Origin of the sequence: Geobacillus sp. CX412 (assembly GCF_027942335.1) — a bacterium.
GTDB classification, from domain to species: Bacteria; Bacillota; Bacilli; order Bacillales; family Anoxybacillaceae; genus Parageobacillus_B; species Parageobacillus_B toebii.
In genome coordinates this window covers 2,937,488-2,958,196 of sequence record NZ_CP103461.1, presented here as the reverse complement: position 1 = coordinate 2,958,196, position 20,709 = coordinate 2,937,488, and the positions used below count along the sequence as shown (strand labels likewise).

Sequence of the window (20,709 nt, the reverse complement as noted above, 5' to 3'; positions counted from 1 at the left end):
CCAGCTGTAAAGATCGCGGTTAAAAAAGCGATGATCACGCCTAATACAAGCAATGTACGCATCGCGATTCCTCCTTCACGAAATGGTTGCTTCATCTCCTTCATTATAGCGAATATGACAAGCGTTGTGAATGGCAAGTATGGGCCGTGGCAGTCAGACAAAATTTTTTTTGCGATGAATGATTCGGGACATCCTTGCATACATTGTAATAATCTTGTTGTTAAGACATCAAGGATAAGGAGGTCCTTTATGGATATTTTAAAGAAAATCGAACAATATCGGGAAGAAGAGGAACGGTTAAAATGGGAAGGTACGTTTGCAGAGTATTTAGAGATTTTAAAAGAAAAGCCATGGGTTGCTCAGTCCGCTCATTCACGCGTTTATAATATGATTAAAGATGCTGGAGTCGAAGTAGTAAATGGAAGAAAACGATATAAGTTTTTCAGCCATCAGCTATTTGGATTAGAGGAGGCGCTGGAACGTCTAGTAGAAGAATATTTTCATCCAGCGGCAAAGCGGCTTGATGTGCGCAAACGTATTTTGTTGTTGATGGGTCCTGTTGGTGGCGGAAAATCAACACTTGTTACATTGCTAAAACGGGGGTTAGAGGAGTATTCGAAGACAGAACGCGGCGCAGTGTATGCGATTAAAGGATGCCCGATGCATGAAGATCCGCTTCATTTAATCCCACCTCATTTGCGCGATGATTTTTATAAAGAGTATGGCATCCGCATTGAAGGAGAACTTTCGCCGCTGAACATGATGAGATTGGAAAAAGAATATGGCGGGCGTATTGAAGATGTAATGGTAGAGAGAATTTTCTTCTCGGAAAATAAACGGGTCGGCATTGGAACGTTCAGTCCGTCTGATCCAAAATCTCAGGATATTGCTGATCTCACGGGAAGTATCGACTTTTCAACCATCGCTGAATATGGTTCAGAATCAGATCCACGCGCCTATCGATTTGATGGTGAGTTAAACAAGGCGAACCGAGGAATTATGGAATTCCAGGAAATGTTAAAATGTGATGAAAAGTTTCTATGGCATTTGCTTTCTTTAACGCAAGAAGGAAATTTCAAAGCGGGGCGATTCGCGCTCATTAGCGCTGATGAGCTAATTATCGCCCATACGAACGAAACGGAATATCGTTCATTTATCGCGAACAAAAAGAATGAAGCGCTCCACTCGCGGATTATCGTCATGCCAATTCCATACAATTTGCGTGTGTCGGAAGAGGAGCGTATTTATGAAAAAATGATTCGGGAAAGTGATGTAGCTGATGTTCATATTGCTCCGCATACGCTTCGAATTGCCGCAATGTTTACGATTTTAACGAGATTGAAAGAATCGAAACGGCCGGATGTCGATTTAATTAAAAAAATGCGACTCTACGATGGCGAAATGGTCGAAGGATTTAATGAAGTAGATGTAGAGGAATTGAAAAAAGAACATCCGGATGAAGGAATGAGCGGCATCGATCCTCGTTACGTCATTAACCGAATTTCTTCGTGCATTATTCGCAAAGAAGTTCCATCGATTAACGCGCTAGATGTATTGCGATCCTTAAAAGAGGGGCTTGATCAGCATCCGTCTATTTCCAAAGAAGATAAAGAGCGGTATTTAAACTTTATTTCGCTTGTCCGGAAAGAATACGATGAAATCGCCAAGCAAGAAGTACAAAAGGCGTTTGTCTACTCCTATGAGGAGTCGGCGAAAACGTTGATGGACAATTATTTAGACAATGTAGAAGCGTACTGCAATAAAACGAAGCTGCGCGATCCGTTGACAGGAGAGGAAATGAATCCAGACGAAAAACTCATGCGCTCGATCGAAGAGCAAATCGGCATTTCGGAAAACGCGAAAAAGGCATTTCGTGAAGAAATTTTAATTCGTATTTCCGCCTATGCCCGAAAAGGACAGAGGTTTGATTACAACTCACATGAGCGGTTGCGGGAGGCGATTCAGAAGAAACTATTCGCTGACTTGAAAGACATTGTAAAAATCACCACTTCATCGAAAACGCCGGATGAGCAGCAATTAAAGAAAATTAATGAAGTAGTGGCACGCTTGATCGATGAATATGGCTATAATTCTACGTCAGCAAACGAATTGCTTCGCTATGTCGGCAGCTTATTAAATCGTTAGCATGCCTAATGTTAGGCATGCTTTTTTACTCAAATAGCAGTCTGGTGATGTATCAAAAAAGAAAAAGCTTATATTCTTTGTTTTGTACTTTTTTAGGCTTGTCCAACAAAAATTTACATGTTCATTTTCGTAATAATTTGTCAATTATTTCGTTTTTTTGCATAGGATAGAGTAAACAAACCGTCATTTATTCATTATGTTTGTTATGACGCCAACATAAATATATGCTTCAAGATAAAAAAGTGTGAAAACATTTTAAATGAGGAGGGGAAAAAATGAAAGGAAACTTTGTTATATCGAAAGAAGACTGGTCCCTCCATCGGAAAGGACATGACGATCAAAAACGACATGAAGAAAAAGTAAAAGAAGCAATTAAAAACAATTTGCCAGATTTAATTACAGAAGAAAGCATCATTATGTCAAACGGACGTGACGTCATTAAAATTCCGATCCGTTCTTTGGATGAATATAAAATTCGTTATAATTATGAGAAAAACAAACATGTTGGTCAAGGGAACGGAGACAGTCAAGTTGGCGATGTTGTTGCAAGAGATGGATCAGGGGAGGGACAAGGGCCTGGAACAGGGCAAGGAGCCGGCGACTTGCCCGGGCAAGATTATTATGAAGCGGAAGTTTCGCTAATGGAATTGGAAGAAGCGTTATTCAGCCAATTGGAGCTGCCGAATTTACAAAGAAAAGAAGCGGACCAAAACGTTGTAGAACATATTGAATTTAATGATATTCGCCGTACTGGTTTAACGGGGAATATCGATAAAAAAAGAACGATGCTCGCGGCATTTAAGAGAAATGCGATGAATGGCAATCCAAGTTTTTATCCGATTTATCGTGAAGATTTAAGATATAGAACATGGAATGAAGTGGTAAAGCCAGATTCGAAAGCAGTTGTTCTTGCGATGATGGATACAAGCGGCTCAATGGGATTGTGGGAAAAATATATGGCACGCAGTTTCTTCTTTTGGATGACCCGCTTTTTACGTACAAAATATGAAACGGTGGAAATCGCATTTATCGCCCATCATACAGAAGCAAAAGTGGTTACCGAAGATGAATTTTTCACAAAAGGAGAAAGCGGAGGCACGATCTGTTCTTCCGCCTATCGAAAAGCGTTGGAGCTCATTGAAACGAAATACTCGCCATCGCGTTATAATATTTATCCGTTCCACTTTTCGGATGGAGATAACTTGACATCAGATAACGCCCGTTGTGTCAAACTTGTTCAAGAACTAATGAAAGTGTCCAACATGTTTGGATATGGAGAAGTAAATCAGTATAACCGCCACTCGACGCTAATGTCTGCTTACAAAAACATCAAAGATGAAAAATTCCGTTATTATATCCTCAAACAAAAATCAGATGTATTCCATGCGATGAAAACATTTTTCCGGAAAGAAGAAAATAAGGCATTCGTATGAATCTCCTGCAATAGCGCAGGAGATTTTTATTTATTTTACAAAAAGTATAAATTTTACAGAAGCAAAAACCCTATTTTACAGCTTATTTACAAACATCCTCCATGATGAAAGTAATCAAGCTGTCTTGCAAAGCAGGGGGGATAGCGGTTTCAACGGGAAGCATTTTTTATGGAAAGAAGCAAAAGCAAGGAGGTGCATCGTGTGACAAACGTGGAGTTTGTTCGTGTTTGCAAGTCCTATGACGGAAAAAAATATGTCATTCACGACTTAAATGCTTCCATTGAATCAGGAGAATTTTTTGTGCTAGTTGGGCCTTCGAGATGTTTGAAGCGATGACGATGGCAGATCGAATGATGGTTTTGCACGAGGGAATATCGCAACAAATCGGTGTGCCGCTGGATGTGTACAATCATCCGAATAATACTTTTGTTGCTTCGTTTATCGGTTCTCCTCCGATGAATTTAGTAGAGGCAAAAGTATCAGAAAACACATTGTTTCTCAACTATGAACGGGCAATACGATTTTCAAATAGCAGTTTGTTGCTGCCGAAACAAGTGATTGTCGGCGTTCGCCCCGAACATATTCATCTCGTTCCATCTCAAGATGAATATTTTATTGCTACTGTTGCGAATGTAGAAGTATTAGGTGCTGAAACACTTGTGACGTTTTAACTAACAAAACATACACATTGGATTGCCAGATGAAACGGACAGTGGAATATTCAGGTCGGCGAGCGGATTCCGTTGGTTATTGATGAAGCAAATAGCGCATTTTTTGATGTTCATGGCTTCAGGCTTCCATATTCTATTTCTTCTCATACGATGAGCGGGAAGGAAAAACGATGAGCGTATTTCCTTCGTCTAAGACCGAGCCTTGGGCGAGTAGTTTTTGTCACTGCATCGATCCTAATCAACCTATCTACAATTTTTCGATTTGTTGGGCTGGCATAAGAAAAGGTCTCGTTTGGCATGCAAACGAGACCAAATTTTCTTTTTGAAATAGATGATCTAATTGGACGAGCTGACAGATTCATTTGGGTTCGCCGCTTCTTTGTCTTGCTTGGCTGAATCTGTTTTTCGTATTGTTTCTATCATTGCTAAAGCAGGCGCAAGTTCTTCCTTATCTTTTGGCGTTTGAATCATTACAAGCATAGGAACAGGGCTGCTTGTAGCGATGACATGAACCGTCATATTTTCCGATTGTGCGGTATACCAAGCGGCTCCTTTCAATGATTCTGGCAGATTTGCGCTGTCCTGGCGAGCGGCATCGGAAGACACTGCTTGTGCGTGTTCTTCCGCTAGTTTCACATAATCTATTTTATTCCCTTCTTCATGAAGAAGGCGGATTCTGACAAAGCTGTTATCTCGCAGCAACAAGTCAGAATGCGGCTCTTCAGCTTCAAGCTCCCATCCTTTTAGTACATATAAGGAAAAACCTTGGTTGTCGCTTGTTTTTAAAGAAGCAGTTTCTTTCACTTCTTTTCCATCGACCATATAAGATAATTGCATTTCGGAAGGGCGCGCTTCTTCTTGTTGTTTGTTTTCTTCTGCATTAGTTTGCTGTTTATTTTCTTCTGTATTACTTTGTTGTTTGTTTTCTTCATTAGTGGCACCGCCATTTTCAGAGGCGCTGTTTTCGTTTTTAGAAGAAGATTGTGATGTCTCTGATTTCCCTGTGTTGTCCGATTGCGTCGTTTCCGTTTGGGTTGTGTCCTTATTAGAAGGATTCGGTTGTTTTACTTCATTTGTTTCTTTCGTTCCACAACCTGAAACAAGCGCGATCGCCATGATGGCAGTTATAAACGGTTTCCAAGTGAATTGCATCCATCATTCCTCCTTAATTTATCTATCACTTATTATATCAGTCGAAACATGAAGGAGGAATGTTACGATGGAAGTATTTTTGTTACAATAGTTATAATTAGTAGCGTACGTACGTTTTTGGCATGCAGTCATTTTTTGCAACCGCTGCATAAGCATATTGCAAAAGCCTCCATCATTCCTGTTTTTATTTCATCGGTCCGCCATCGTTTTTCGCGAAGTTCCACCGTCACATGAATAATGTTTTGAATGGATCGTTATTATTATAATATTCTCGCTTTGCTTGGGGATTGGCTTTTAAAGCTATATGGGCTCCAAGCCATTCAACCGCACATAGAAACAAAATCAACAATATTCCGCTTATCATCGATTCTTCCTCCTTTATGTTGTTTAAGAGTACAATAATGTATGAAACGCGTTTCAATGCAATAGTTTTTTGAAAAAAGGTGAAGAGGATGGCAAATATCCGGGAAATTGCAAAAGAAGCAGGAGTTTCGGTTGCGACGGTTTCACGAGTATTAAACGGATACCCATACGTGAAGGAAGAAAAGCGAAATGCAGTATGGGAAGCGGTAGAGAAATTGAATTATACAAAAAATATTAATGCGGTTCATCTAGCGAAAGGGAAAACGTCGATTGTCGGAGTCATTCTTCCATATGTGAATCATCCGTATTTCGCTACAGTATTGGAAGGAATATCAAAAGAAGCGCTTCGTCATCGGTATCACCTTTTGTTATTTCAAACGAATTACGATGTGGAAAAGGAATTAGAGGCGCTTGAGATGATGCGGATGAAACAAGTCGATGGGCTTATTATTTGTTCACATGTGGCAGACTGGAGCGTCATTGAGGAATATAAGAAAGATGGACCGATCGTATTATGCGAAGACGTCCAAGATCAAGATTTTTTATCCGTCTATATTGACCATTACGAGGCGTTTACGAAGGCTTTGAGCTATTTGATTCAAAAGGGGCATCGGCATATCGGCTATTGTATCGGAAGAACGACAGGAGCAAATAGCAAGGCGCGGGAAGCGGCATATTATGATACGTTGCGGCAAATTGGCGTTGAGCCGCGAAAAGAGTGGATTTTTGATCGTTGTTTATACATGGAAGACGGAAAGCGGGTGATCCGTCAATGGATGGAGCTGTCCGAAAAGCCGAGCGCTTTGCTTGTATCAAGCGATCAAGTGGCGGCGGGCATCGTGTTGTGGGGAAAAAAAGAAGGGGTAAACGTCCCCGATGACCTTGCGATTGTTAGTTTTGATAATCATCCGATTTCAGAACCGCTGCAAATTACGACGATGGAGCTGCCGCTTGCGCTGATGGGAACGAAGGCCTTTCGTCTCATTTATCATTACATCGAAACGGGGAATATCGTGAAGAAAAAGGAAAAACTGCCTATTCGTTTTATGGAACGCTCATCGGTATAAAAACATGGCATTATATGTGTTTCATCATATATCGGTTTACTGGGCGTCCAATTCCGCCATATTGAACATCGAGAGTGACTACCCCTTTCTTTTCTAAGTATTCTAAATAGCGGCGGGCAGTTACCCGGGCGATGCCGACTCCTTCGGCGACTTCCTCGGCGGAAACTGGTTCTGTTTGTTTTCGGAGATAACGAGCGATTTTTTGCAATGTGACTTCGTTTAATCCTTTTGGCAGCCCACTGCGAGGCTCGAACGTTTGGGATTCTGTTGTCTGTAAAAGAGCGTCTAGCTCTTTCTGTGTTAACGATTCTTTTTCATTCAGTGCTTGACGAAATGAATGGTAATTTTCTAACGCTTGTTTGAGACGCTCGAATTTAAATGGTTTCATAATATAATCGAAAGCACCGTTTTGCAACACGCGGCGTACAGTATCGATATCACTTGCTGCGGTGATGGCGATGACATCTACTTCATATCCTTCGGAACGAATTTCTTTCAATGTTTCAAGACCATCCTTGTGAGGCATGTAAATGTCGATAATCACTAAATCAGGATGAAGTTTGCGGATTAGCTGTATCCCTTCCACGCCATTTGCAGCGACGCCAATAACGGTAAATCCTTTCACTTGTTCGATAAATTGGCGATTTACTTCCTGCACCATCGGATCATCTTCAATAAGCAATACGCGGTACATCTTTTTCCTCCTTACATGTCAAAGGTAATTGTAAATATCGTTCCTTTTCCTTTTTCTGACTGCACATCAATATGCCCTTTCCCTTTTTCGACAATATGTTTCACTAAATATAAACCGATGCCGCGCCCGTTTTCGCTTTTGGTTGAAAATCCTTCCTCGAAAATACGGTCGAGATGTTTTTCATCAATACCTTGGCCGTTATCTTCCACCGAGAGAGAACAAATTTCCTCATTTTGTTCAATGCTTACATATATTTCTTTTTCCCGGTCCGTAATGCCTTGAAAGGAATCAAACGCGTTTTCAATCAAGTTTCCAAGAATAATGACAAAATCATGATGGTCTAGTGCAGGTGGAAAAGCATGCAGACGGCTATGGCGGTCGATGATGACGCGAATGCCTAATTCCTTGCCGCGGCGGATTTTGCTAAGTAAAAGCCCGGAAATGCTTTCATCTTTAATATGCTTGCTTAAAAACCTAGTCAGTTCCTCCTGCTCTTCTGTCACTTGAAATACGTATTCGAGCGCCTTCTCCAAATGTCCTAATTGAATGAGTCCGGCGATCGTATGAAGTTTATTCATATACTCATGATTTTGCACGCGCAGAGCACTGACAAACGCTTTCACACCTGTCAACTCTTCGGCAAGCTTCTTCACCTCGGTACGATCTTGGAAAATAGCGATGGCACCAACGGTTTTGCCGTTCACTCTAATTGGAATGCGATTGCTCCAAATCGTTAAGTTTCCTATTTGTAATTCTTTGTTATAAATAGGCTGATCAATTTCTAATATTTCAGGTAGACGTGTGTCCGGAATAATAGCCCGAATTGGTTTACCGATAACGTCTCCTTTGACGCCAAACATTCGTTTAGCCCGATCATTAAAAATCGTAATGTTTTCATTACTATCGATTGCAATGACCCCTTCATGCATGGCGTTAAAGGCTTCTGTCCGTTCAACAAGCAGCTTGGCAATTTCATGCGGCTCCAAATGAAACATTTGTCGCTTAATATGAGAAGCAAGCAGCCAAGCACCGATCCCGCCAATGAGCAAAGAAAGAATGATAGTAATCGAAATTTCTTCTTTTAAAGCATCAATCACTTCGAAAAAAGTCGGTAATCGATATGCCGCAATGACGACGCCGATTTGTTGATGATCTTTATTCATAATTGGGACGAACGCACGAATGACCGTGCCGATTTCACCGCGTGCTTTTGATGTGTAAGTATGTTCGGCAAAGGCAGGCCCTTCATCAGCGCCGCGGGAAACACGTCCGATCATGGATGGGACGGGATGGGAAAGGCGAACTTTATTCATGTCAAGAACAACAACGTAGTCGGCATTATGAATAATGCGAACACGCTCCACAATGATATTGATGGAAGATCGTTCTTCTTTTGTTCCGACAATATGTGATTTGATTTCAGGAAGCTCTGATACCGTCCGTGCTGTCAACAATGCCCGCTGTCGTAATTCCTCTTCTTTTGTATGAAAAAAGTCGCCGATGACAAACATTCCGCTTAACAATAAGGAAAAGCTAACAATAAAGGAAATTAGGATCGTGATTTTCCAGCGGATGGATAGCCGATTCATCACAATGAATACCTCGTCTTTATGGAAAATAATATAATTTGTAATTATTTTAACATTTTTCGGCAATATGATAAAATTTGATTAAAAAGCTTAATCATAAACGGTGTGGAATATGAAAAAGCAATGGTGGGTGGCGTCTCTTGTTTTGCTTGTCTGTTTAGGATACTTATTAAAACAGCATTTTCGCAATGAAAATATGGTGTATGATGATGAACAACAAGGGTTAAAAAAGCAAATTGTCATTTATTTTAGCCATGTAGTAGCGGAAAATACGCCAAAAGGATTAGCGGCGCAAAAATTTGCGGATCTTGTAGAGAAAAAAACAAATGGCCGTGTAAAAGTAGAAGTATTTCCGAATGGATCTTTATATTCCGATGGTGAGGAAATGGATGCTCTATTGCGCGGCGATGTGCAAATGATTGCTCCATCGTTTTCCAAAGTGACGGAGTTGATTCCGGAATGGCAAGTATTGGATTTGCCGTTTTTATTTCAAGATTATCACGATGTGGAGCGGGCATTTACAGGGGATGTGGGTGAACATCTTTTGGCGATGTTGGATCAAAAAGGGATTAAGGGATTGGCTTTATGGGGCAACGGTTTTAAACAAATGATGAGCACGGCTAGGCCGCTGGTCCGTCCTGATGATTTTCGCGGATTGCGCTTTCGTATTATGCCAAGCGAAGTGATTGAAAAGCAAATTCGTTTGCTCGAAGGCGAACCGATTGTTGTTTCATTTGATCATGTATACCGCTCTTTAGAAAGGCATGAATTTGATGGACAGGAAAATACGATTTCTAACATTTATTCGAAGGGTTTTTACAAATTTCAGCCATATATAACGATTAGCAATCATGGGTATCTCGGCTATGCCGTGATGATGAATAAATCGTTTTGGGAAAGTTTGCCGAAAGATATTCAGCAAAAAATAACAGAAGCGATTCAGGAAACAACGAAATGGAATTTACAACAATCGAAAAAACAAAACGAACAGGAATTAGAAAAAATAAAACAAAACAAAAGTATTCATATTTATGAACTGTCTGAAGAAGAAAAAAAGAGATGGGAACGGAAGTTTGCGCCTTTGTATGATCAATTTACAAAAGAGTTTGGCGACAAGCTGCTTCGCGAAATTAAACAGAGATAAAGAGGAAGGCGGCCTTATTAAGAAAGGCCGCTCTTTTTTACGACCAAAAAGACCAAAAAGATCATTATCACCATAATATTTTTATTTTCTGAACTTTACTTTAACATTAGAATTGCAAAATGAAAGCGTTGTCAAGATACGAAAGGAGAGGGGAGAAATGCGGGGTAAGTTTAAAAACTTAACCGTACAAGTAATTATTGGAATTATACTGGGGATTATCGTTGGTTTTTTATTCCCTGAATTTGGATCAAAATTAAAAGTGCTTGCAGATGCATTTATTAAGCTAATTAAAATGGTCATTGCGCCGATTATTTTCTTCACGGTCGCAATTGGAATCGGCAGCATGGGGGATTTGAAAAAGGTTGGCCGCATCGGTGGAAAAGCGCTTATTTACTTTGAAATTATTACTACGTTCGCTTTAGCAATCGGAATTATTGTGGTTAATTTGATCAAACCTGGGGTAGGGTTTAATACTGATGCCGTAAAAGGCGGCGATGTATCACAGTATACGAAGCAAGCAGAAGAAGTGAATCATGGCGTCATTGAGTTTTTGCTTGGCATCATCCCGGATAACGTTGTTGGGGCGCTAGCAAAAGGCGAATTATTGCCGATTTTATTCTTTGCCGTATTATTCGGCCTTGCCGCGGCGGGGTTAGGAGAAAAAGCCAAACCGGTTATTACCTTATTTGAGCGTTTGGCGGACATTTTCTTCGGTGTTGTTAATATGATCATGAAAGTATCGCCAATTGCAGCGTTCGGTGCGATGGCGTATACGATTGGCACATTTGGAATCGGTTCATTGCTTTCGCTTGGAAAATTAATGGCTTCTGTGTATATTACGATGGCGCTATTTATTATTGTCGTACTCGGACTTATCGCGAAGTTTTACGGGTTTAATATTTTTAAATTTATTGCTTATATCAAAGAGGAAATTTTACTTGTGCTTGGCACATCTTCTTCTGAATCGGCATTGCCAAAACTGATGGAGCGCCTTGAAAAATACGGGTGTTCGAAGCCAGTTGTTGGGCTTGTTGTGCCGACAGGATATTCCTTTAACCTCGATGGAACATCTATTTATCTTTCGATGGCGGCGATTTTTATCGCCCAAGCTTACGGTATCGATTTAAGCATTTGGCAAGAGCTTACGTTGCTCGGAATTTTAATGTTAACGTCAAAAGGTGCAGCAGGGGTCACAGGTTCCGGATTTATTACACTTGCGGCGACTTTGGCAGCGTTCCCGATGATTCCAGTAGAAGGAATCGCGTTATTGCTTGGCGTAGACCGCTTTATGTCGGAAGCGCGTGCCATTACAAACTTAATTGGCAATGCTGTAGCGACTGTTGTTGTTTCTAAGATGGAAAATGAATTTCATCCTTCTGAAGAACAACATGCAGAGAGAACGAAGATGGTTGTTGCAAAGTAAACTTTAGCAATTCGACATCACCTATGCTTTTCTGCCAGTTCGATGCAACATATGAAGGCAGGCAAATTTTTGCCGCTTATGGCAGAAAAGCATTTTTTATTTTAAAAATTTGACAATAAATCTAATTTTTTATATCATAAATCTTGAATTCAAGATTTATGAATTCAGTGTTTATAACGATCTTGCAAGAATAATGAATGGCATGCAAAAAAATGGAGAAATTACAGTTGGGAAGTCCGGCAAGGCCGTGAAACACTCATTTTTTCCACGAAAAAATTCGTGTAAAGGGGAGAATAGACGATGGAAAATGTAAAATTAGCCATTATTTATTACAGCTCAACAGGTACGAACTATCAATTGGCAAAATGGGCGGAAGAAGCGGCGAAGGAAGCAGGGGCAGAAGTAAAAGTAGTAAAAGTTCCTGAACTCGCTCCAAAAGAAGCAATTGAATCGAATCCAGCGTGGAAAGCTCATGCGGAAGCAACGAAAGATGTCCCAACAGCTACGTTAGCGGACTTAGAATGGGCGGATGCGATTATTTTCAGCGTGCCGACTCGCTTTGGCAATATTCCTTCGCAATTAAAGCAATTTTTAGATACAACCGGCGGATTATGGGCACAAGGAAAGCTTGCCAATAAAGTTGTCAGCGCCATGGCATCTGCAGGAAATGCTCATGGCGGCCAAGAACAAACCATTTTACAACTATATACAACAATGTACCACTGGGGTGCGATCGTAGTAGCGCCTGGATATACGGATCAATCTGCTTTTGTTGCAGGAGGAAATCCATACGGAACGAGTGTGACAGTCGATCAAAACGGAAAAATAGTAGAAAATGCGGAAGCTGCTGTGAAACATCAAGCGCGCCGTACCGTTCAAGTTGCGCAATGGATAAAAAATGGAATGCGACAATAAGATGAGGGTTTTTACCCTCATTTTTTTATGCATTATATTTTGCTTTTTTTATGTACGAAAAGATAATAAAATAAAAGTAAGCAAATTTTCGAAAAGGGAGAGAAAATATGAAACACTTACAAGATCGAGTTACGTTACATAATGGTGTACAAATGCCGTGGATCGGACTTGGGGTTTATAAAGTGAAGAATGGAGAAGAAGTCATTAACGCGGTGCGCACCGCTCTAGAAATTGGCTACCGCCATATAGACACTGCGGCATATTATGAAAACGAAGAAGGTGTCGGAAAAGCGATACGTGAATCAGGCATTCCGCGCGAAGAAATATTTATTACGACAAAAGTGTGGAACTCTGATCAAGGATACGAAACAACATTGAAAGCATTTGAAACGAGCCTGCAAAAGTTAGGTCTGGAATATGTTGATTTATATTTAGTGCATTGGCCGGTAAAAGGAAAATATAAAGAAACGTATAAAGCGTTGGAGAAGCTATATAAAGATGGGCGTGTCCGGGCAATTGGCGTAAGCAACTTCCAAATTCATCATTTAGAAGATTTAATGGCTGATTGCGAAATTAAACCGATGGTAAATCAGGTGGAATATCATCCTCGCTTGACGCAAAAAGAACTCCATGCTTTCTGCAAACAACACGGCATTCAGCTTGAAGCATGGTCGCCGCTGATGAGAGGAGAAATTTTGCAAGAACCGACGCTTGTGGAAATTGGTGAAAAATATGGGAAAACTCCAGCACAAGTCGTCCTTCGTTGGGATTTGCAAAACGAAGTTGTCACGATTCCAAAATCCGTAACGCCACAACGCATTAAGGAAAACGCGAATGTTTTTGATTTTGAGCTAACGGCAGAGGAAATGGCAAAGATTGATGCGCTTAATTTGAACAAGCGAATCGGACCAGATCCGGATAACTTCGATTTTTAATTATGATGCGAGAAAAAGGGGTTTTTCCGTTGTGGAGAAGCCTCTTTTTTGCAAAAACGAATTTTGTGGCGTATTCAATTTTTCTTGTTAGCCATTCATAAATTGTATGATTTGACGTATGAAAGATCGTTAAAGTACAATAAATATTAGTATACACATTTACATGTGATACAAAAATAACGGAGGGGGCTGCAATGCTATTCCATCCGATGGATTTTCTCATTCTCATTGCCTTTGGCATTTCGCTATGGGCGCAATTTAAAGTATCAAGCAATTTCAACACTTGGTCTCAAGTTCCTGCTTCTTCCGGATTAACAGGCGCGGAAGTTGCACGCATGATTTTGGACCGCAACGGTCTTTATGATGTGCCTGTCGAAGTGGTGCCAGGAAGATTAACGGACCATTATGATCCGATTTCGCGCACTGTTCGTTTATCGGAACCGGTATATTACGGCCGTTCGATCGCTTCCATATCGGTTGCCGCGCACGAAGTCGGGCATGCTGTACAACATCAACAATCATATGGTGCGTTAGTACTTCGGCATCGCATGTTTCCAATTGTAAACTTTACATCAGGAGCGGCGCCATTTTTATTGTTGGCGGGATTTTTGTTCCAACAGCTTTCGCTAATTGGATTAGGCATTATTTTCTTTTCATTTGCCGTCGCTTTCCAACTCATTACGTTGCCGGTAGAGTTTAACGCAAGCTCGCGGGCGAAAAAATTTATGTTAGCGGAAGGTATTATTTATCCGGATGAAAAGCGCGGCGTCAACAAAGTATTGGGAGCGGCCGCATTGACATATGTGGCAGCAACGCTCATTTCGGTTTTAGAATTGTTAAAATACGTGTTAATTTTTACGCAAAATAACAATGAAGAATAAGGATATAAACCTGTCTGTAGGAGGTGTGATCCGGGCGCGTTATCCGCGTCCGGAAACCAATTGGACATAGTCAACTTGTTAGTGGTAGCATTGCTTATTGCATGTACCGCTTTTTTCGTAGCTTCGGAATTTGCGATTGTCAAAGTTCGCAGCTCGCGCATTGACCAATTAGTTAGCGAAGGAAATAAACGGGCGATTGCTGCCAAAAAGGTGATCTCCAACCTTGATGGCTATTTGTCGGCGAACCAATTAGGCATTACGATTACATCGCTAGGGCTTGGTTGGCTCGGTGAACCGACGGTGGAGCGGATATTAACACCGCTTTTTGAACGCATCCATTTATCGGAGTCGATTTCGCACGTTTTATCCTTCGTTATTGCCTTTTCGACGATTACGTTTCTTCACGTCGTTGTCGGAGAGCTGGCTCCCAAGACGTTTGCGATCCATAAAGCGGAGGCGATTACACTGTTTACAGCTCAACCGCTTATTTTATTTTATAAAGTGATGTATCCGTTTATTTGGATGCTCAACAATTCCGCGCGCCTCGTCGCCAGAATGTTTGGGTTAAAGCCAGCGGCAGAACATGAAATTGCCCATTCCGAAGAAGAGCTACGTCTCATTTTATCAGAAAGCTACAAAAGCGGAGAGATTAACCAATCAGAATATCGATATGTGAACAATATTTTTCGATTTGACGATCGGGTTGCAAAAGAAATTATGGTACCGCGCAAAGAAATTGTTGCGCTCGATATTAATCGAAGCGTGAAAGAGAATTTGGAAATTATTAAAGAGGAAAAATATACTCGTTATCCAGTTATTGATGGCGATAAAGATCACGTTCTTGGACTTATTAATGTGAAAGAAGTGTTTACCGATCTTGTGACAAATCCATCCGAAGAAAAACAAATGGAAGATTATATCCGCCCAATCATTCAAGTGATTGAATCAATCGCGATCCATGATTTGCTTGTGAAAATGCAGAAAGAACGCATCCACATGGCCATTTTAGTCGATGAATATGGCGGTACGTCGGGACTTGTTACTGTCGAGGATATTTTAGAAGAAATTGTTGGAGAAATTCAAGATGAATTTGATGTAGATGAAATTCCGTTGATCCAAAAAATTGATGAAACACGTACGATTATCGACGGGAAAGTGCTGATTAGCGAAGTAAATGATTTGTTTGGCCTCTCCATTGATGATGAGGATGTCGATACGATTGGAGGATGGATTTTAACGAAGCATTATGATATTAAAGTAGGCGATAGCGTCGAAATCGATAATTACTTGTTTACGGTGAAGGAGATGGATGGTCACCACGTGAAGACGCTAGAAGTCGTGAAGCAGGAAAAAGAAGAGAGAGAAGCAGATAATGAACTCGGTGAAAAAGAGGAATTGCATTTATGAGGCAGACGTTTATAGGACGTCTGCCTTTTATGGTGGATCCATGTAAAACCGAGCGATATCAACAGGAAAATCATCAACGTGAGCGATGCATGAAATCATTTCGTTCGTAAAAGGATGCAAAAATGATAGTTTAACGGCGTGAAGTGCTTGTCGATGAAATGTGTCTTTTCCGCCATAAAGAACATCTCCGACTAACGGATGACCGATGTAACTCATATGGACGCGGATTTGATGAGTGCGCCCGGTATCGAGGGAAAGCTCTACGAGCGATGTTTGTTCATCGGGAAACGTATGTAAGACGCGGTAGTGTGTTACCGCTTTTGCACCCGTTTTCGAAACTCTTCGCCTCGTTGGATGATGGCGATCGCGTCCAATCGGTGCAGAAATCGTTCCTGATTTATTTTTTAGGATGCCATGGACGAGCGCTACATACGTCCGTTTGATGAGCCGTTTTTCCAACATCCGATCAAGCGTGGCTCCTGCAAGCGTATGTTTGGCAAACAAAATCGTTCCCGATGTGTCACGATCAAGCCGGTGAATATGCCGTACTTTCGTCAAAATCCCTTGTGATTGTAAATAAAAAGCGACCGCGTTCGCTAAAGTCCCTATTTGAGAAGGTTCAGAAGGATGGATATCGATTCCAGCACCTTTATTAATAATAAGGAGATGCTCGTCCTCCCATAAAACGGAAAGCTCTCGATATTCAGGAATAATGATGGAGGGTTCAGGTTTATAAAGGTGCAACTGCAGGCGGTCTTTTTCTTTTAATGGCGTTTGCCATGATGCTTCTTTTCCGTTGAGCTTGATTCCTTTTTCCATTCGCAGCTGATGAGCTAACTTTTTAGAGGCGCACCATACTTCTTTTAGCAACGATTCAATCGTACGTCCTTCCCAAAAAGAAGGAATGACGCATTCAAGCCAGTCTCCTTTTTTGGACCACATCATTATTTCACTCCAAAATTTCAAAACAGTGGAAACACTTTCTATCCCTATGCGTACATAAGGTATGATACACTTATAGTATCGTTTTGCTAATAGTAGCGCAAGCGTTATCTAAAAAGGTGGTAAGAAACATGGAAATGGTTTGTGCATCAACGAAAGAACAAGAGGAATATATCAATTATTTAGTAAATTATTTTTACACAAACATTTTTCCGTATTATTTCGATGACGAGCAAATTCAGGCGTTTGAAAACTTACAAATCCTTTCATTAAAGGGAGAATATGTTACATACAATGGGACAATGAAAGAAGCATTTCAAATTATTTCATCACTTCAATCATTAATTACTGTGATTGAGTATGTAGGAAAAAGCGGAGATTGTAAGCGGTATCGCGATCTATTTGAGCGGAACATCGAATTACTTAGGCGATACGGTATTGCGTTTCCGTTTACGATTGAGCAGTTTATGAACAAGCGTCATTACCCATGCAGTATGTATTTGCCTTCACAAAGCGATTGGTTAATGTAAGATGGAGCTCGTCCATCACAGGGCGAGCTCCTTATTTATTGCTATGTTGAATCGAAGAAAACCAGTCCCGAAAAACTGCTTCGTCATGGTAGCCATCGATTCGTTTTACTTCTTTTCCGTTTTCATAATGGATAAGGGTTGGTGTTCCTTCAATATGATACTTGTCCCATCCGTCTTTGAATTCAAGCAGGTTAAACATTTTTAAGTCAATCCCCATTTGCTTTGCCAAAGGAACGATAATAGGTGTTGTTTTTTGGCAGTGAGGACAATCCGGACTGTAAAAATAGACGGTGACGGTTTCTTTATTTTTAATTTCTGCTCCAGTTCATCGGGTAAAATGATGTTTTGATAATTTGGGTCATCCAGCTGCGCAACAGTTGCAGGGTCAAGTTCTTCTTTATGATAAGGATTATTTTTGGCAGCTTGTTTTTGCTGATACGATGTGATAAAGGAGATCGCCGCAAACAGCGCTACAATAATCGATCCGAAGATAAGGAGCTTTTTCAACTTATTTTCCCTTCTTTCCCTTTACGAATAATGAAGATGCTTAATACACTAATGAGAAAAAATGCAACTAACGCTAAAAATGGAATCGTAATAAAGCCAAGCCAATTAATGTACTGTCCCGTGCAAGGGACGCGGCCGCATGAAATTGCGTAGTTTTGGAAGAACGGAATTTTTTGCAGAGAATAATGGTAAAGTGAGATCGTTCCTCCGATGATGGATAATGAAAGGCTATAGCGCGCGATGCCATATTCTTTCCGAATGACCGCAAGCCCTAATAAAATCACTTGTGGATACATAAAAATTCGTTGGAACCAGCAAAGATCACAAGGAGTAAATTTTAAAACTTCGGAAAATAAAGGCTCCCAAGCGTTGCAATCAGTGAAATTCCCCAAGCGCCGATAAGCGCGTTTTCCAATGTTTTGGCATTGTTATTCATACTGTAGTCCCCTTATTTCTCATGTTTATTGCCATTTTCATTATATTGGACGAAAAGGAGAATGTAAAATTTTAATAAATATATAAGCCGCTATTTTTATTTTATAGTACAATGCTTGTGTACAACTGGACAAGAGGTGAGAAATTTGGAACGAGCATGGTGGAAAGAGGCGGTTGTGTATCAAATTTATCCGCGCAGTTTTTACGATTCCAACGGGGATGGCATTGGCGATATCCGCGGCATTATCGCGAAACTTGATTATTTAAAAGAACTTGGCGTGGATGTGGTATGGCTATCTCCGGTATATAAATCGCCAAATGATGATAACGGATACGATATAAGCGATTATCGCGATATTATGGATGAATTCGGTACGATGGAAGATTGGGAAGAAATGCTTGAGGAAATGCACAAACGCGGGATTAAGCTAGTGATGGATTTAGTCGTCAATCATACATCAGATGAGCATCCGTGGTTTATCGAATCAAGAAAGTCAAAGGACAATCCGTATCGCGACTACTATATATGGCGGCCTGGAAAAGATGGAAAGGAACCGAACAATTGTGAGTCAATTTTTAGCGGTTCAGCGTGGGAATATGACGAAACGACGGAAGAATATTATTTGCATCTTTTTTCAAAAAAACAACCAGATTTAAACTGGGAAAATCCAAAAGTGCGCCGCGAAGTGTATGACATAATGAAGTTTTGGCTTGACAAAGGCGTCGACGGCTTTCGGATGGATGTCATTAATATGATTTCGAAAACACCAGGATTACCGGATGGTGAACCGCAGGAAGGAAAAAAATATGTTTCAGTAAGCAAATATTTTATGAACGGTCCGCGCGTTCACGAATTTTTGCAAGAAATGAACCGGGAAGTGTTATCAAAGTACGATATTATGACGGTTGGAGAAACGCCGGGAGTGACTCCGAGAGAAGGCATTTTATATACAGATCCGTCTCGCCATGAATTAAACATGGTGTTCCAATTCGAGCATGTGGATTTAGATTCAGGGCCTGGAGGAAAATGGGATATTCGTCCATGGTCGTTGGCCGACTTGAAAAAAACGATGACAAAATGGCAAAAAGAGCTAGAAGGAAAAGGATGGAACAGTCTTTACTTAAACAATCATGATCAGCCACGCGCTGTTTCTCGCTTTGGCGATGATGGAAAGTATCGTGTGGAATCGGCGAAAATGCTTGCAACATTTCTCCATATGATGCAAGGAACACCGTATATTTACCAAGGTGAAGAGATCGGAATGACCAATGTGCGCTTCCCGTCGATTGAATACTACCGCGATATTGAAACATTGAACATGTATAAAGAACGTGTGGAAGAATATGGTGAAGATCCGCAAAAAGTGATGGAGAAAATTTATTATAAAGGGCGTGACAACGCGCGCACACCGATGCAGTGGGATGACAGCGAAAACGCAGGATTTACAACGGGGACGCCATGGATTCCAGTAAATCCAAATTATAAGGAAATCAACGTAAAAGAGGCTTTAGCGGATCCAAATTCGGTGTTTCATTATTATAAAAAATTAATTCAACTTCGCAAGCAGCATGACATTATTGTCTATGGAACATATGACTTAATTTTGGAAGACGACCCTTATATTTACGCATACACACGCACATTGGGAAATGAAAAGCTGATTGTTATTACCAATTTTTCTGAAAAAACTCCTGTTTTCCGGCTTCCGGATGATATCACCTACAAAACAAAAGAACTGCTTATCAGCAATTACGATGTTGATGAAACGGAAGAACTGAAAGAAATTCGCCTGCGTCCATGGGAGGCGCGCGTATATAAAATCCGTTGTCATGAAACATTTGCTTTTTCCGGTGCCAATACTAAACGGTGCAAACATTATTTTCTATCTATATCCTCCCGCCAATCCGCCCATAATAATCGGTGAAAGGGGAGGATCACATGAATAATAACAACAACAAAGTTCAAGACGTTATGACGAAAAATGTAGCGACAGTTTCTCCTAACCAAACAGTTCAAGAAGCTGCGCAAATCATGAGCCAAAAAAATATTGGGGCTCTTCCAGTAGTGGAAAACGGTCAAGTAAAAGGAATGATCACGGACCGTGATATTACACTCCGTACATCGGCGCAAGGAAAAGATCCAGCTTCCACTCCTGTATCGGAAATAATGACGAATCGCGTGGTCACTGGTACGCCTAATATGAGCGTTCAAGAGGCGGCAAGTGTGATGGCGCAACATCAAATTCGTCGTTTGCCAATTGTCGAAAATAACCAAATTCAAGGAATTGTCGCTTTAGGCGATATCGCGACAAACAGCGCGTCCGATCAAGCGGCGGGACAAGCATTGACAAACATTTCTGAGCCGTCGCAACCACAAGGATAAAAAAATGAAGGATGTCTCTGACTTATGAGACATCCTTTTTCTTTTATGAAGGATATTGTATGATGATAACGAATACATAAAGAAAGGGAGGGA

Annotated in this window: 17 protein-coding genes and 3 pseudogenes; 14 read left to right on the top strand and 6 right to left on the bottom strand. The window is 40.8% G+C overall.

Annotated elements, in window-relative coordinates; all coding sequences use genetic code 11:
* The first annotated feature begins 249 nt into the window (after window positions 1-249).
* The 4 genes from NXM86_RS15420 to NXM86_RS15405 all read left to right on the top strand — a co-directional run bounded on the left by NXM86_RS15420 (window position 250) and on the right by NXM86_RS15405 (window position 4,249).
* Window positions 250-2,145 (top strand): PrkA family serine protein kinase, encoded by a 1,896-nt coding sequence (locus NXM86_RS15420; RefSeq protein WP_062756314.1) that lies wholly within the window; start codon window positions 250-252, stop codon window positions 2,143-2,145.
* Window positions 2,146-2,420: 275 nt separating this feature from the next.
* On the top strand, window positions 2,421-3,578 hold the full coding sequence (yhbH, locus tag NXM86_RS15415) for a sporulation protein YhbH (protein ID WP_012749229.1): 1,158 nt from the start codon (window positions 2,421-2,423) through the stop codon (window positions 3,576-3,578).
* Between the two features lie 168 nt (window positions 3,579-3,746).
* Complete coding sequence (locus NXM86_RS15410) at window positions 3,747-3,914, top strand: hypothetical protein (protein WP_156482456.1); 168 nt, start codon at window positions 3,747-3,749, stop codon at window positions 3,912-3,914.
* Window positions 3,911-4,249 carry a TOBE domain-containing protein gene (locus tag NXM86_RS15405; protein ID WP_318281957.1) on the top strand — a complete coding sequence of 113 codons (339 nt, stop codon included), beginning with the start codon at window positions 3,911-3,913 and terminating at the stop codon, window positions 4,247-4,249. Before NXM86_RS15410 ends, NXM86_RS15405 begins: the two co-directional genes overlap by 4 nt.
* 336 nt (window positions 4,250-4,585) lie before the next feature.
* On the opposite strand, the gene NXM86_RS15400 is transcribed toward NXM86_RS15405, so the two are convergent.
* Complete coding sequence (locus NXM86_RS15400) at window positions 4,586-5,401, bottom strand: DUF8580 domain-containing lipoprotein (RefSeq protein WP_081189050.1); 816 nt, start codon at window positions 5,399-5,401, stop codon at window positions 4,586-4,588.
* Window positions 5,402-5,853: 452 nt separating this feature from the next.
* On the opposite strand from NXM86_RS15400, the gene NXM86_RS15395 reads away from it, so the two are divergent.
* Complete coding sequence (locus NXM86_RS15395; RefSeq protein ID WP_062756319.1) at window positions 5,854-6,831, top strand: LacI family DNA-binding transcriptional regulator; 978 nt, start codon at window positions 5,854-5,856, stop codon at window positions 6,829-6,831.
* Between the two features lie 10 nt (window positions 6,832-6,841).
* Here the strand turns inward: NXM86_RS15395 and NXM86_RS15390 are convergent, their stop codons facing one another.
* Complete coding sequence (locus NXM86_RS15390; protein WP_309218790.1) at window positions 6,842-7,525, bottom strand: response regulator; 684 nt, start codon at window positions 7,523-7,525, stop codon at window positions 6,842-6,844.
* Between the two features lie 11 nt (window positions 7,526-7,536).
* Window positions 7,537-9,114: an ATP-binding protein gene (locus NXM86_RS15385; RefSeq protein ID WP_062756322.1), complete on the bottom strand. Its 1,578-nt coding sequence runs from the start codon at window positions 9,112-9,114 to the stop codon at window positions 7,537-7,539.
* A gap of 112 nt (window positions 9,115-9,226) precedes the next feature.
* On the opposite strand from NXM86_RS15385, the gene NXM86_RS15380 reads away from it, so the two are divergent.
* The 6 genes from NXM86_RS15380 (at window position 9,227) to NXM86_RS15355 (ending at window position 15,819) form a co-directional block, all read left to right on the top strand.
* A complete protein-coding gene (locus NXM86_RS15380; RefSeq protein WP_062756324.1) occupies window positions 9,227-10,258 on the top strand; it encodes a TRAP transporter substrate-binding protein in 1,032 nt (343 codons plus the stop codon).
* A gap of 157 nt (window positions 10,259-10,415) precedes the next feature.
* The gene (locus NXM86_RS15375) at window positions 10,416-11,681 is read left to right on the top strand and encodes a dicarboxylate/amino acid:cation symporter (RefSeq protein WP_012749236.1); all 1,266 of its coding nucleotides are present in this window, start codon (window positions 10,416-10,418) and stop codon (window positions 11,679-11,681) included.
* 300 nt (window positions 11,682-11,981) lie between these two features.
* Complete coding sequence (gene wrbA, locus NXM86_RS15370) at window positions 11,982-12,596, top strand: NAD(P)H:quinone oxidoreductase (protein ID WP_062756327.1); 615 nt, start codon at window positions 11,982-11,984, stop codon at window positions 12,594-12,596.
* 107 nt (window positions 12,597-12,703) lie between these two features.
* Window positions 12,704-13,531 (top strand): aldo/keto reductase, encoded by an 828-nt coding sequence (locus tag NXM86_RS15365; RefSeq protein ID WP_089096860.1) that lies wholly within the window; start codon window positions 12,704-12,706, stop codon window positions 13,529-13,531.
* Window positions 13,532-13,725: 194 nt separating this feature from the next.
* Window positions 13,726-14,412 carry a zinc metallopeptidase gene (locus NXM86_RS15360; protein WP_081189047.1) on the top strand — a complete coding sequence of 229 codons (687 nt, stop codon included), beginning with the start codon at window positions 13,726-13,728 and terminating at the stop codon, window positions 14,410-14,412.
* A gap of 60 nt (window positions 14,413-14,472) precedes the next feature.
* Window positions 14,473-15,819, top strand: coding sequence for a hemolysin family protein (locus NXM86_RS15355; RefSeq protein ID WP_081189046.1), 1,347 nt, complete (start codon window positions 14,473-14,475; stop codon window positions 15,817-15,819).
* Window positions 15,820-15,846: 27 nt separating this feature from the next.
* On the opposite strand, the gene NXM86_RS15350 is transcribed toward NXM86_RS15355, so the two are convergent.
* Entirely contained in the window at window positions 15,847-16,761 is a 915-nt protein-coding gene (locus NXM86_RS15350) for an RluA family pseudouridine synthase (protein WP_081189045.1), read from the bottom strand.
* Between the two features lie 131 nt (window positions 16,762-16,892).
* Here NXM86_RS15350 and NXM86_RS15345 point away from each other — a divergent pair, with 131 nt between their 5' ends.
* Entirely contained in the window at window positions 16,893-17,291 is a 399-nt protein-coding gene (locus tag NXM86_RS15345) for a YhcU family protein (protein ID WP_498958251.1), read from the top strand.
* A gap of 31 nt (window positions 17,292-17,322) precedes the next feature.
* On the opposite strand, the pseudogene NXM86_RS15340 reads toward NXM86_RS15345, so the two are convergent.
* Both NXM86_RS15340 and NXM86_RS15335 read right to left on the bottom strand, forming a co-directional pair.
* Window positions 17,323-17,798 (bottom strand): annotated as a pseudogene (locus tag NXM86_RS15340) (thioredoxin family protein).
* A pseudogene (locus tag NXM86_RS15335) lies at window positions 17,795-18,234 on the bottom strand (disulfide formation protein C). Before NXM86_RS15335 ends, NXM86_RS15340 begins: the two co-directional pseudogenes overlap by 4 nt.
* 145 nt (window positions 18,235-18,379) lie before the next feature.
* Here NXM86_RS15335 and NXM86_RS15330 point away from each other — a divergent pair.
* Window positions 18,380-20,059: pseudogene (locus tag NXM86_RS15330) on the top strand (glycoside hydrolase family 13 protein); the annotation flags it as partial.
* A gap of 113 nt (window positions 20,060-20,172) precedes the next feature.
* Window positions 20,173-20,616, top strand: coding sequence for a CBS domain-containing protein (locus NXM86_RS15325; RefSeq protein ID WP_012749246.1), 444 nt, complete (start codon window positions 20,173-20,175; stop codon window positions 20,614-20,616).
* Window positions 20,617-20,709 lie beyond the last annotated feature (93 nt).